Origin of the sequence: Paraburkholderia sp. CNPSo 3281, from assembly GCF_024206515.1 — a bacterium.
Classification (GTDB): domain Bacteria; phylum Pseudomonadota; class Gammaproteobacteria; order Burkholderiales; family Burkholderiaceae; genus Paraburkholderia; species Paraburkholderia nodosa.
This window is the reverse complement of the sequence record NZ_JAMBPS010000027.1, coordinates 51,719-65,201: the sequence shown is the minus strand read 5'-3', so window position 1 is coordinate 65,201 and position 13,483 is coordinate 51,719. Positions and strand designations below refer to the sequence as shown.

The window sequence follows — 13,483 nt, the reverse complement described above, 5'->3', positions numbered from 1 at the left end:
CCACCAGTCGATGGCGTGCGCGCTCACGATCCGCTCTGCTGGTTGTCCGGGTTTTCGGCGCTCTCCTGCGCCGCGCGCGCCGCGGCGGCGGCCGCCGTCCTCGCCCGGGCCCGCTTGCGCGCGAAGCCCGCTGCGAGCAGCAGCAACACCATCACCGCGATGGCGATGCTCGGCACGCCCCAGGCCGCCCAGTGGCGCGTGAGCCACGCGCGCTGGTCGTCCGTCGGCGGCACGCCGCCGGGATACTGAGTATCGAAGGTCTTGAGCACGCCGCTCGCATCGACGATGGCCACGTCGCCCTGCTGCAACTGCATCCCGGGCGGCAGAACGGGGGCATCGCCCACGCTGCGGTAGACGATGCCAGGCGTCGTGCCCGAGCGCACTACCTGGATCAGGCCGAGATTCGCGAGACCCGACATGTCGGCGAGCATCGAGCCGCCGCGCCCCTTGAGCGTGAGGCGGCCGTCCGCGAAGCTCGCGTGGGCCCCCTCGCTGTCGAGCGCGACATCGGCGGCGAGGAACGCGTCTTTCGGCTGCGCGCTCTGGCCGTTCGGCACCACCTGGAGCGTCGCGCGCGTGGGCGCAACGCCCGCCGCATTGGCGAGCCGCGCCACGCGCGGCAGCGTCGTTACCGGATCGGCCAGATAGCCGTCGGGCACGAGCACGCTCGCCGTGCGCGAGAAACGCGCCACCATGCCCGTGAAGTTTTCGCCGAGCGGTCCTTGGCCGACGACCAGATGACTGCCCGGCAGCACGGCCGCCGGATAACCCTGCTCGTGCGGGCGGCAGCCGCCCGCCGGCTGGCGCTGGAACAGCACGCGCAGCGCGTTGGTGGTGCCGAGCGCATAGACGGGGATATCCGCGCTCACGCGTTGCGCGTGGCCGTCGGTATCGAGCAGGTGCGAGCCGATCAGCACGCCGTTGAAGAAGATCGATGCCGTCTGGCCGTTGCGGTCTGCCGCAGGCGCGGCAGCCAGATCGAGCACCACGCGGCGCGGAATGCGCCCATCGCCCGAGACGGCCGCGAGATCGAAGTTGGCCTCCCATGCCGCACTAGTCAGCACCTCTAACGTTCGAGGGGTGCCGCCGATCAGCGAAAGCGCGATGCGGTCGCTCGAACCCCCTGCGCTCAGGTTCGGCGACGCGGCCAGTTCGTGCACGACCAGCCGGCGCGACACGTCGATGCCACTCCACGTGCGCGAAAGCGCACTCACGCCGGTGTCGTCACCGACTACCACGGTGGGCAGGCCGCCCAGATGCGCGAGGCGCAATTCGCCCTTCTCGAACGGCGCGGCAAGCACGCCGCCGGAATGCGCGCGCCACGCATCGAAGGCGCTCGCGGCATCGGCGGAAGCGGCCAGCACCTCGCCGCGCAACGCGTCGAGCGCTGCGCCCGCTTGCGCGCGCAGCGCGTCGTCGGCGACCACGACGTTGGGCACGAAGGCGCCCGCCGGCGCGAGCGCGATCAGCGCGCCAAGTTCCGCTGGATTCGCGATCTTGTGCGAGCCACCCGCTGCCAGCGCCGCGAAAGCGGGCACCGACTGCAGCGCGGCCGGCACCTGCACGGTGCCGAGATTCACGGTGTCGCCCACCGCGGGCATGCGCGTCGTGACGGGCGTCGCGCCGCCGCGCATCAACAGGGCTTCGAGCCGCCACGCCACGTCGTAAGCCGCGCCATCGAGCTTGCCGCCGCTCACGAGGACCACGGGTTTCGCAGGCAGCGCGCTCCACGCGGTGCGCACGTCGTTCACGGCCGAGGTGTCGAACTGAAACGTGAGGCGCGTGGTGGGCGCGACCTTCCAGACGTTGCCGATCGCCGTCTGGTCCGTGCAGACGTTTTCATTGAGCACCGACGACCATTGCAGCCCCACGCGCACGAAGCCCGAGGGGCGTGGCGCACCATCCACGCCGATGCTGAGCGAGCCGTCGCCCTGCGCGTCCGTGACGTTGCGCGCCTGCACGGGCGAGCCGTCGAGCGAGAGCACGAAGGTCGTGCGCCCGCCATTGCCGCGCAGATAGCTCGCGTCGAGCTGCAGCGTCGCGTTGCTGATCGGCAAGCCCGCGGGCACCGGCAGATAGAGTTCCTGAGTCGCATCGGGCGCGCGCAGCACGACCGGATCGCGCACGCCGAGATCGGCCAGCGCCACGGTTCGCGATTCCACGCGCCCGGCGCCGAGCTGCGCGAAGGCACCGGCCAGGTCGCCAGGCGCCGCGTACGCGCAACGGCCCAGCGCCGCGAGAAACGCTGCGGCCACATAGGCGCAATACGGCGCGCCCATGCCCTTGCGCCCCGCTGCGCGCACCTGCCCGATCGGATCAAATCTCACGTGTCATGCCTCATGGTGTCGGCGCGGCGGCGCATCCGCCGCGTGGCGGTCCCGGCCATCCCGCCTTTGGAATGCACTGATTGCCTGGCACTGCGATGCAACTGATACGTAGGCATCGAGCCCGCCGTCAAGGCGCGGCGTCGGCCTCGTCGGCCTCGCCGGGCTCCGGCCGCATGGCGACCACGGGATGCCGGTAGCCCGGCAACTCGCGACTCGGGAACGGCTCGAACGGCTGGCCGGTGAGCGCCGCAACGATGCGCTCCGAAGCGTGCCCGTCGCCGTACGGATTGACGCGCCTCGCGTAGGCGCGCCGCTCGTCTTCGTTCTCGACGAGTTCGAGCACCGCGCGCACGATCGCCGTCCGGTCGGTGCCGATGAGCTTCACGGTGCCCGCGGCAAGCGCTTCGGGGCGCTCGGTTACGTCGCGCATCACGAGCACCGGCTTGCCGAGCGCGGGCGCCTCCTCCTGCACGCCGCCCGAATCGGTCAGCACGATCGCCGCGCGCTGCATGAGGCGCACGAACTCGGGGTAGTCGAGCGGATCGGTGAGATGAGCGTTGGGCGCGTTGCCGAGCGTGGCGAGCACGGGGCCGCGGACGTTGGGATTCAGATGCACGGGATAGACGATCTGCATCTTGCCCGAATGCGCGAGCGTGGCGAGCGCCGCGCAGATATGCTCGAAGCCCTCGCCGAAACTCTCGCGCCGATGACCGGTCACGAGCAGCAACGGGCGGCCGGTGTCGGCAGGTTCGAGAAGCGGGAATTGCGCGTCGAGGCGCGCGCGCAGCGCCGCGTCGTTGTCGAGCCGCTCGCACATGAGATGCAGCGCATCGATCACGGTATTGCCCGTCACGACCACGCACCCGCCCAACGCCTCCGCTTCGAGGTTCGCCTGCGAGCTTGCCGTGGGCGCGAAGAGCAGATCGCTCACGACATCCACCACGCGCCGGTTCATTTCCTCGGGCCACGGCTCGAACAGATTGCCGGTGCGCAGCCCGGCCTCCACGTGCCCAACCGGTATGCGCCGATGAAAGGCGGCAATCGCGCCCGCCATGCTCGTCAGCGTGTCGCCGTGCACGAGCACTCGCTCGGGCTGCTCGGCGGCGAGCACGTCGTCAAGGCCGGCGAACAGGCGCCCGGCAAGCCCGTTGAGCGTCTGGTTCGCGGTCATCGCGCCGAGGTTGTGCGCGGGCACGATGCCGAACAGGTCGAGGACCTGCTGCAGCATGGTCTGATGTTGCCCCGTCACGCAGACGACGGACTGCACGCCGGGTTGCGCTTCGAGACGTTTGACGAGCGGCGCCATCTTGATGGCTTCGGGCCGCGTACCGAATATCGACAGGATGCGCACAGGCAGGTTTCCGGTTAGCTGGAGTGTCCAGGCGCCGCGGCGTTGCCCGCATGGCCAGTCAGCAGTACTCTACCTGCTCAATTAGACTATTGCGCGCATGCGTGCCGCACCGCAATGCTCAGACCCGAGCGTTCGCGCCGCGATTGTTCAAGGATTCGACATGGGTCGGGCCATTATAGCGTCGAAGAAGACGGATGAACGATAGCTAACGATCCGATCGAACGCCGCGCTCGTCGCGCGTTGCGCCGGTTCGAAGTAAGCTCTTGCGACGACTGCAGTCTCTTATGCATCCTCGCAACCGTGAAAGCATCGCGTGCGTTGGCCACCGGCAAAAGAACAGCGAGATGGACGACCTGATACTCGACGCCTTCGATGCGTCGCAACTGATTCCCGGCTTCGACGCGCCGGCGCTGCCCGTCGAGCGCCCGGACCGCGAGACGCTCGACGCCGCCGAGCGCAACACTCGCCACTGGACGAGCCGTGTCACCGGTGCGCTCACGCCCGGCTCCGACGTTCATCGCGACGAGATGTGCCGCATGTTCCGCGAGACCTTCAATCCTTACCGGCCCTCGGTACTCGATTGGCCGCAGCTCGAACCCGCGGCGCTCAAGCGCATTACCGATCTGCCCATCTGGGACATTGCCGTGCAAACGGAAGGCCGCGCGCGCCTGCGCATGGCCGCCTATGCCGCCTCGCTCGACGACGCCGTGATGCGCGATGCGCTCGCCTTGAACGCGTGGGAGGAGAACCGCCACAAGGAAGTCCTCTCGCGCATGGTGGCGGCGTACGGCATCAAGCTCGCGAGCGAACCGCCCTACGTGTACCCCAAGGACGCCGAATGGGCCTACCTCGTGACGGGCTACAGCGAATGCGTGGACAGCTTCTTCGCGTTCGGCCTCTTCGAAGTGGCGCATCGCTCCGGCCTCTTTCCGCCCGAACTGATCGACACGTTCGAGCCCGTCATGCAGGAAGAATGCCGCCATATCCTGCTGTTCGCGAACTGGGTGGCCTGGCACCGCGCCCGGCTCAGCGGGTGGCAACGCATTCGCTTCGAGCTGAAGGTGGCCGGCGTCTGGGCTTTTCTGGCGTGGGAACGCGTCGGTCTCGCGCGCGCCATGGATGCCGATGGCAACGAACACCGGCACGACAACAACTTCACGATGAACGGTGCGCAGCAGGTGACGGACGTGGACATCAACGTGCCGGATCTCATGCGCCTGTGTCTCGCCGAAAACGAGCGGCGCTTTGCGGGCTACGACAAGCGTCTGCTGCGGCCCGAAACCATGCCGCGGCTCGTGCGCTTCGCACTGCGCTTCGTGCGCGACAAGAAGAACTGACGCTCCCCTCCCGCTGGCACGCGCGCCGCTTCGTTCGAACGGACGATTGCGGCGCGCGCCACATTCGTGCGACGCTTCGCGCCCATGCAGGCTGCGCGGCGCTGCTTTAGCACGCTCGAAGCACGCCTTCCACAAAGCTGAATTCCGCGCAGCCCACGCGTCTGTCACAGTGACGAAGGTCTTCGTCAGCGACGAAAGCATTGCCCCTATCGAGGAGAAAGAGCTTGAAAATTCTGGTGCCCGTCAAGCGCGTGGTCGATTACAACGTGAAGGTCCGAGTGAAGTCGGATGGCACGGGGGTGGATATCGCCAACGTGAAGTTTTCGATGAACCCGTTCGATGAAATTGCCGTTGAAGAAGCAGTGCGTCTGAAGGAAGCCGGCGTGGCGACCGAGGTCATTGCCGTTTCGTGCGGTGTCTCGCAGGCCCAGGAAACGCTGCGCACGGCGCTGGCCATCGGTGCGGATCGCGCCGTGCTGATCGAGTCGAACGACGATCTGCAGCCGCTCGCGGTGGCGAAGCTTTTGAAAGCGCTCGTCGACAAGGAACAGCCGTCGCTGATCATTCTCGGCAAGCAGGCCATTGACGACGATTCGAATCAGACTGGGCAGATGCTCGCTGCGCTGGCGAATCTGCCGCAAGCCACCTGTGCTTCGAAGGTCGTCGTCGCAGACGGCCAGGCCACGGTTTCGCGCGAAGTGGATGGCGGCGCGGAGACGCTGTCGTTGAAACTGCCCGCCGTCGTGACGACCGATTTGCGCCTGAACGAACCGCGCTACGTCACGCTGCCGAACATCATGAAGGCGAAGAAGAAGCCGCTGGAGACGATTCAGCCTTCCGATCTGGGTGTCGACGTCGCGCCCCGCCTGAAGACGTTGAAAGTTGCCGAGTCGCCGAAGCGTTCGGCAGGCGTGAAGGTGCCGGACGTTGCCGCGCTGATCGAGAAGCTGAAAACCGAAGCCAAGGTGCTGTAAGGGAGCGATTTGAAAATGACGAATCTGGTGAATCTGGTCATAGCCGAACACGACAACGCGACCGTGAAGGCCGCGACGTTGAACACGGTTGCAGCAGCGCAGAAGATTGGCGGCGACGTGCATGTGCTGATCGCAAGCTACAACGCGCAAGCTGCAGCGGATGCAGCAGCGAAGATCGCAGGCGTTGCGAAGGTACTGCTCGCCGACGCGCCACAACTCGAGCAAGGTCTCGCGGAAAACGTCGAAGCGACGATCCTCAATATCGCAAGGAACTACTCGCACATCCTTGCGCCCGCAACGGCATCGGGCAAGAATGTCACGCCGCGCATCGCCGCGAAGCTGGACGTTGCCCAGATCAGCGACATCACCGCTGTGCGCAGCGCGGACACGTTCGAGCGTCCGATCTACGCGGGCAATGCGATCGCGACGGTGCAATCTCAAGATGCGATCAAGGTCATCACTGTCCGCACGACGGGGTTCGATGCAGTCGCGGCCGTCGGCGGTAACGCACCGATCGAAAAGATCGAAGCCGCAGCAGACAGTGGACTTTCACAATTCGTAAGCCGCGAAGTCACGAAGCTCGACCGGCCGGAACTCACGAGCGCTAAGATCATCGTTTCGGGTGGCCGCGGTCTTGGTAGCGGCGAAAACTACACAAAGGTTCTGGAGCCGCTCGCGGACAAGCTCAACGCTGCGCTCGGCGCGTCGCGCGCAGCAGTGGACGCAGGCTACGTGCCGAACGACTATCAGGTCGGTCAGACTGGCAAGATCGTCGCGCCGCAACTATACGTTGCAGTGGGGATCTCCGGCGCAATCCAGCACCTCGCCGGCATGAAGGACTCGAAGGTCATCGTCGCGATCAACAAGGACGAGGAAGCACCGATCTTCAGCGTGGCCGACTACGGCCTCGTCGGCGACCTGTTCACGGCCGTACCCGAACTCGCTGGCGCAATCGGCTAAGTCCGTCCGCTGGCTAGCAGAAAAAACGAAAGGCGCCTTCGTGAAAACAAAGGCGCCTCCTCTATCGACTTCATCGCAGCAGTTACAACGACCTCGGCCAGCGTTTAAACACCCAAAATCCGCCGCGCCTTGAGGATCACCGGCATATCCACCATCTTGCCGTCGAGCGCCACCGCGGCCCCGCCACTCGCCTGCACCGCATCGAGCACACGCTGCGCCCATGCGCGCTCCGCCCCGGTCCATGCGTAGGCGCGATGCACGGGCTCGATCTGCTTCGGATGAATGCATAGCTTGCCGCCGTAGCCGAAGCGCCGCCCGCGGCGCGCTTCACGCTCGGGCCCATCGGCATCGTCGAAGACGGTCGAAACGCCGTCCACGGGCGCCGCAATGCCCGCAAGCCGAGAGGCCAGCACGATCTGCGAGCGAAACGCGTCGAGTTCCTCGCCGTCGCCGTCGATGCCCATATCCACCTGAAAATCGAGCGTGCCGAACGCCACGCGCAGCACGCCTTGCGCGCTGCACAGCGCATTCAGGCCCGCGATGCCGCGCGCGGTTTCCACGATCGGCAACACGTGTAGCGCGCCGTGCGCGCCTGAACGCACCGCCGCGACCTGCTCCGCGCTTTCCGCCTTCGGCAACATGATGCCCGCCACGCCCGCATGTCCCGCAAGTGCGGCGGCGTCATCGGCGAACCAGGGCGTGTCGGTGCCGTTCACGCGCACCCACACGGGGCGCGCCGCGTCCAGCGCCGCGAGCACGGCGTCGCGCGCCGCGCCCTTTTCCGCCGGCGGAACCGCATCCTCCAGATCGACGATCACGGCATCCGCCCCCGCGCCGCGCGCCTTCTCGAAGCGTTCGGGCCGGTTGCCCGGCACGAAGAGATACGAGCGGGAAAGCGCAGCGCTCATACACTCGCCCCTTCACCGAACAGCGTGCTTACGCGCTGCGCCTCGGCAATGCCCCACGCCGCGTCGAGCAGGCGCTGCGCTTCGCTCTCGCTCGCGGCGCCCGAGAATGCCACGAGTCGCACGAACTTCGCTGCGATCTCCTCGCGCGAGAGCGTATTGCCCGGGTCGCCCTTCGGCTCGTCCACGCGGCCCTGCAACGTGCGGCCGTCGCGCGTCGTCACGCTCACCTTGCCGATCCAGCGCGCGGGATACGCGTGGTCCACTTCCTCGTCGAGCGCCATCGTCACGCGTTCGCGAAACGCCGCGATATCGGCCGCCGAGTAGTCGCGCTCGAACTCGTTCACGCCCGCATAGCCGCGGTATGCGACCAGGCCCAGCACCGTCCCCATGTTGAATTTCGCCTGATGAACGGTGCTCGGCACGACCACGCTGCCGAGCACGTCGATGGCGCCTTGATGCACGTGCGCCGTTACGCTCGCGATATCGTCGGGACTCAGGCCGTGCGTGTCGATCACGGACAGCAGCGCGTCGGCGGCCGGATGCGTGTGACGACACGCCGCGTGATACTTGAACGACGTTTCGACCGTGGCCCAACGCTCGCCCAGGCGGTCGACCAGCTTCGTGGGATCGGCATCGCTCGACATGCCGGCCGCCATGCCTTGCGCGCCTTCGAGAATGCGCTGCGCGCCACGAAAGCCGTCCGCTGCGAGCTGGGCGGCCATCAGGCCGTTCGCAGCCGCCATGGCCGTGTGCAGTTGCTTCGAATCGGCCGCGTCGCGCAGGAACTCCCATAAGCCGCTCGCCTGCGTGCCTGCCGACCCGAACGCGTCGAGCATCTGCTCGGGCGTGAGCTTGAGCAGACGGCCCGCCGCGGCCGCAGCCGCGACCGTACCCACGGTGCCCGTGGTGTGAAATATCCTGTAGTGCGAGCGACCCATGAATTCGCCGACGCGGATGCCCACTTCGTAACCCGCCACCGAGGCCGCGATGAACTCCTGCCCCGAGGCGCCCAGCGCCTGCGCGAGCGCCAGCGTCACCGGAAACACGACGGTGGCCGGATGCAGCACCGAGCCGTTGTGCACGTCGTCCTGCTCGACGAAATGCGAAGCGGCGCCGTTGGTCATGGCGGCGAAATACGCCGTGGTACGAGTGCGATCGATGATGACATCGCACGGCCCTTGGGCCTCGGGCGCGCTGCGGGCGGTGCGGGCGAAGCGCGCAATCGTCTCGACCGGGCGCGCGCCCTTGCCCCCCAGCGCGGAGCCGAGCCAGTCCACGTAGAGATTGACGGTGCGCTCGACCACGTGAGTCGGGATCGAATCGAAGCGCAGTTGTGAGGCAAACGCCGCGAGTGCGCGGCTGGGATGATCTGTCATGGCAGCGTAGTTCAGTGAAGTCGGTTTGCGAGGCGCCAGGCGCGATCAGATAGCCCCGGCTTCGCGCAGCGCACCGATGCGCGTCGCGTCGTAGCCAAGCTCACGCAAAATGGATTCGGTATGCTGACCGAGCGCGGGCACCGCATCCATGCGCGCATCGAATGCAGAAGGTGCGCCCGGCGGCAACAGCGCCGGAACGGTCCCCACCGACGTCTGCACCTCGCGCCAGCGCTCGCGCGCCTGCAGTTGCGGATGCGCCCACACATCGGCCATCGTGTTCATCTGGGCGTTGGCAATGCCGGCGCGGTCGAGCCGTTCGATGACCTGTGCCGCAGTCAGCTTCGAAAACGCCTCGACGATCAGCTCGCGCAGTTCCGCACGGCGCGCGGAACGCTGGGAGTTCGCAGCAAAGCGTTCATCGATGGCCAGTTCGGGCTGCAGCAGCACATGCTCGCAAAAGAGCTTCCATTCGCGGTCGTTCTGCAAGCCGAGCATCACCGACTTGCCGTCACCGGCTGGAAACGGCCCATACGGATAGATCGTCGCGTGCGAGGCGCCTGCGAGCGGCGGCGGCGTTTGCCCGTCGATCGCGTAGTAGAGCGGATAGCCCATCCACTCCGCCATGCTCTCCAGCATCGAAACGTCGATGCGGCAGCCGCGTCCGGTGCGGCCGCGCATCAGCAATGCGCTCAGGATGTTCGAGTAGGCATACATGCCTGCGGCGATGTCGGCGATCGAGCAGCCCGCCTTCGCGGGCTCGCCGTGTGAACCCGTGATGGAGAGAAAGCCCGATTCGCTCTGGATCAGCAGGTCATAAGCCTTGCGCTCGCGGTAAGGACCGTCGTCGCCGTAACCGGAGATGTCGCACACGATCAGCTTCGGGTAGCGCTCACTCAGCGCCTCGTAGCTCAGCCCGAGTCGAGCCGCAGCGCCTGGTGCGAGATTCTGCACGAGCACGTCGGCGTCGGCTAGCAGCGCGTCGAGGATCGGCGCAGCCTCCTTGTGCTTGACGTCGAGCGAGAGGCTTTCCTTCGAGCGGTTCGTCCACACGAAGTGCGATGCCAGTCCATGCACGCGTTCGTCATAGCCGCGCGCGAAGTCCCCGACGCCAGGCCGCTCGATCTTGATCACGCGCGCGCCGAGATCGGCAAGCTGGCGCGTGCAGAAGGGAGCGGCGATCGCGTGTTCGAGCGTGACGACCTTGATACCGTCGAGTGGTCTCATGGCGCGCGCCTCCGGTCAGAACGAACGCGGCAGGCCGAGCACATGCTCCGCCACGTACGACAGGATCAGGTTGGTCGAGATCGGCGCAACCTGATAGAGGCGCGTCTCGCGGAACTTGCGCTCCACATCGTACTCACAGGCGAACCCGAAACCGCCATGGAATTGCAGGCATGCATTCGCGGCTTCCCACGAAGCGTCGGCGGCGAGCAGCTTCGCCATGTTGGCCTGCGCGCCGCAGGCCTCGTGCGCGTCGAAGCGGCGCGCGGCCTCGAAGCGCATCAGGCTCGCCGCTTCGACGTTGACGAACGCGCGCGCAATGGGAAACTGCACGCCCTGGTTCTGGCCGATCGGCCGCCCGAACACGATGCGCTCCTTGGCGTAGGCGCTCACCTTGTCGATGAACCAGTAGCCGTCGCCGATACATTCTGCCGCGATGAGCGTGCGCTCGGCGTTCAGGCCGTCGAGGATGTACTTGAAGCCCATCCCCTCCTCGCCGATCAGGTTTTCCGCCGGAATTTCGAGGTTATCGAAGAAGAGTTCGTTGGTCTCGTGATTGACCATGTTGAGAATCGGCTGCACGGTGAGGCCGTTGCCGATCGCCTCGCGCAAGTCCACCACGAAAATCGACATGCCTTCGGACTTCTTCTTCACATCGGCGAGCGGCGTGGTGCGCGCAAGCAGGATCATGAGATCCGAATGCTGCACGCGCGAAATCCACACCTTTTGCCCGTTGATCACGTAGCGATCGCCCTTGCGTACCGCCGTAGTCTTGATCTTCGTGGTATCGGTGCCCGTGGTGGGCTCCGTCACGCCCATCGATTGCAGGCGCAGTTCGCCGCTCGCGATCTTCGGCAGGTACTTGCGCTTTTGCTCGGCCGAGCCGTGGCGCAGCAGCGTGCCCATGTTGTACATCTGGCCGTGGCACACGCCCGAGTTGCCGCCCGAGCGGTTGATCTCTTCCATGATGACCGAAGCCTCGGTCAGGCCCAGACCCGATCCGCCGTACTCCTGAGGAATCAACGCAGCGAGCCAGCCGGCTTTCGTGAGCGCATCGACGAATGCTTCGGGATAGCCGCGCGCCTCGTCGATCTTGCGGAAATATTCACCAGAAAACTGCTGGCATAAATCGCGCACGGCTTCGCGGATGTCCTGAAACGAATCTTGTTGCGTGGTTTGCATGATCGAAATGAATTCGCTGTGAATAGTCGTGTTGCCGTTCAGGCGAGCGTGGCGGTGGCCTGCATCGTCAGATAGCCGTCGTGGTCTTTCGCCCAGAGTTCGACCGAGCGAGCGTCGTCCGCGAGCTTGCCGCACAGCGTGAACGCGTTGCCCGCGAACGTGGGCCGTACCGCGCGAAACGCGAAGGTCGCGATCGTGGCGTCGGGCCGCTCACGGTGCACGAGGTCGAGCAGCAGTGTGGTGATGAGCGGGCCGTGCACGACGAGGCCAGGGTAGCCCTCTTCCTGCGTGACGTACGGGAAGTCGTAGTGAATGCGATGACCGTTGAAGGTCAGCGCGGAATAGCGGAACAGCATGAGCGCGCTGGCAGTGAGCGTTCGCGACCATGTCTCGCCTTGAGGAGCTGCGACCGGTTTGGGTGCGCTCGCACCGGGCTGCGGCGCGTCGCGATAGACGATGTCGTGCTCTTCCTCGATGCACAGCGCCCCGCCGCTCTCGTAGCGATGCTGCACGGTCACGAACACGAGGCGGCCGCTGCGGCCGGTCTTGTCCTCGATGTTCGCGATGGTGGAAGTGCGCGCGGCCTCGCTGCCCGCGCGCAGCGGCGCGTGAAAGGTCAGGCGGCCGCCCGCCCACATGCGGCGCGGCAGTTCGACCGGCGGCAGGAAGCCGCCGCGTTTCGGATGTCCATCAGGGCCCGCTTCCGCGAGCGGCGAGACAGGCAGAAAATAGAGCCAGTGCCACAGCGGCGGCACGGCGCTATCGGGTGCTTCGCGGTCGAGTGTGGCCGCAAGCGCGCGCAGCGGGAACGCGGTGATGTCGTCGGTGAGCGTTTCGGTCTTGTCGAGCCACGCACTGAGCGTTGGCGTTTGCGATTCCGGCATGGCGTTTCTCCGTAGCGAGACTGTTGGCCATACTATGAACGGCTCGCGCCGCTTCGCGAAGTTGCCTTTGCCGAATCAGCCCTTTCGCTTTCGTTAATCCCCCGACCATTGCTGCGCGATACTTGCACACAGCTTTCAACCGGGACCGCGCGAGCGCCTCACGCTTCGCCGCGCAGATGGGCGGAGGCTTCGTCCTCCACACGCTGCCACAACTCGAACGACATGGGGCGCTCGCCTTCTTCGAGCAGATGACCCACCAGGCCAATCGCGCGCGCCATCACGCCGAAGCCGCGCACGATGCGCCACGGGAAGCCGAATTCGCAGCAGATCGCGCCGATTGCACCCGTCGCATTGATCGGCAGTGCCTTGCCCGATGCGCGCTCCGCCTCTGCGCCAATGAGTTGCATCAGCTTCACATAGCGCCCCGACATGCCGTTTTGCGCGGCCAGTTCGAAAAGGCGCGGCGTGCGGGGATCGATGGGCTTGTGCAGCGGATGACCGAGCCCCGGAATCGGCGTGCCGCGCGCGCGCCATGCGGCGACGGTATCGACTGCGAGTTTCTCCAGGTCGTCGCAGTGGCCGTCATAAGGAAGCGTTTCGGAAAGCATGCGGCATGCGCCTTCCATGCTGCCGACGAACACAGAGCCAAGCCCGCATAGCCCCGCTGCGACGGCCGCCTGCAGCGACTCGGGCGCGCCCGCGTACGTCATGCGCGCGGCGATGGCGCTCGGCGTCATGCCGTGCTCGACGAGCGTGATGACGATGGCGTTGAACATCGCGGACTGCTGCGGCGTGGCCGTCTTGCCCGTGAGTTGCAGAAACGCGAAGTCGCCGAGATTCATGTGGCCGAGCACTTCGTCGGGCAGGCTTTTGCCGCGCACGACGATACGATCGGGCGTGCTGTACGCGATATCGGAGCGCACGAGCGGTTTCGGTTGACGAGCCATAGTCCTGATTCCTTCG

11 protein-coding genes are annotated in these 13,483 nt (G+C 66.2%); 3 read left to right on the top strand and 8 right to left on the bottom strand.

Annotated elements, in window-relative coordinates:
- Positions 1-23 precede the first annotated feature (23 nt).
- Together M3I56_RS24005 and wecB are read right to left on the bottom strand one after the other, a co-directional pair.
- A complete protein-coding gene (locus M3I56_RS24005) occupies positions 24-2,327 on the bottom strand; it encodes a cellulose biosynthesis cyclic di-GMP-binding regulatory protein BcsB (protein ID WP_254356131.1) in 2,304 nt (767 codons plus the stop codon).
- Positions 2,328-2,454: 127 nt separating this feature from the next.
- The gene (wecB, locus tag M3I56_RS24000; protein WP_302056973.1) at positions 2,455-3,684 is read right to left on the bottom strand and encodes a non-hydrolyzing UDP-N-acetylglucosamine 2-epimerase; all 1,230 of its coding nucleotides are present in this window, start codon (positions 3,682-3,684) and stop codon (positions 2,455-2,457) included.
- A gap of 338 nt (positions 3,685-4,022) precedes the next feature.
- On the opposite strand from wecB, the gene M3I56_RS23995 reads away from it, so the two are divergent.
- The 3 genes from M3I56_RS23995 (at position 4,023) to M3I56_RS23985 (ending at position 6,949) form a co-directional block, all read left to right on the top strand.
- A complete protein-coding gene (locus tag M3I56_RS23995) occupies positions 4,023-5,015 on the top strand; it encodes a ferritin-like domain-containing protein (RefSeq protein WP_254356130.1) in 993 nt (330 codons plus the stop codon).
- Between the two features lie 224 nt (positions 5,016-5,239).
- On the top strand, positions 5,240-5,989 hold the full coding sequence (locus M3I56_RS23990; protein WP_254356129.1) for an electron transfer flavoprotein subunit beta/FixA family protein: 750 nt from the start codon (positions 5,240-5,242) through the stop codon (positions 5,987-5,989).
- Between the two features lie 24 nt (positions 5,990-6,013).
- Positions 6,014-6,949: an electron transfer flavoprotein subunit alpha/FixB family protein gene (locus M3I56_RS23985; protein ID WP_254356157.1), complete on the top strand. Its 936-nt coding sequence runs from the start codon at positions 6,014-6,016 to the stop codon at positions 6,947-6,949.
- 104 nt (positions 6,950-7,053) lie between these two features.
- On the opposite strand, the gene M3I56_RS23980 is transcribed toward M3I56_RS23985, so the two are convergent.
- The 6 genes from M3I56_RS23980 to M3I56_RS23955 form a co-directional block, all read right to left on the bottom strand.
- A complete protein-coding gene (locus tag M3I56_RS23980; protein ID WP_254356128.1) occupies positions 7,054-7,857 on the bottom strand; it encodes a CoA ester lyase in 804 nt (267 codons plus the stop codon).
- Positions 7,854-9,233: an MmgE/PrpD family protein gene (locus tag M3I56_RS23975; protein WP_254356127.1), complete on the bottom strand. Its 1,380-nt coding sequence runs from the start codon at positions 9,231-9,233 to the stop codon at positions 7,854-7,856. Before M3I56_RS23975 ends, M3I56_RS23980 begins: the two co-directional genes overlap by 4 nt.
- Positions 9,234-9,278: 45 nt before the next feature.
- On the bottom strand, positions 9,279-10,457 hold the full coding sequence (locus tag M3I56_RS23970) for a CaiB/BaiF CoA-transferase family protein (protein WP_254356126.1): 1,179 nt from the start codon (positions 10,455-10,457) through the stop codon (positions 9,279-9,281).
- A 15-nt stretch (positions 10,458-10,472) separates the two neighbouring features.
- Positions 10,473-11,636: an acyl-CoA dehydrogenase family protein gene (locus M3I56_RS23965; RefSeq protein ID WP_254356125.1), complete on the bottom strand. Its 1,164-nt coding sequence runs from the start codon at positions 11,634-11,636 to the stop codon at positions 10,473-10,475.
- 38 nt (positions 11,637-11,674) lie between these two features.
- A complete protein-coding gene (locus M3I56_RS23960; RefSeq protein ID WP_254356124.1) occupies positions 11,675-12,520 on the bottom strand; it encodes a MaoC family dehydratase N-terminal domain-containing protein in 846 nt (281 codons plus the stop codon).
- A gap of 158 nt (positions 12,521-12,678) precedes the next feature.
- Entirely contained in the window at positions 12,679-13,467 is a 789-nt protein-coding gene (locus tag M3I56_RS23955) for a citryl-CoA lyase (RefSeq protein WP_254341679.1), read from the bottom strand.
- Positions 13,468-13,483 lie beyond the last annotated feature (16 nt).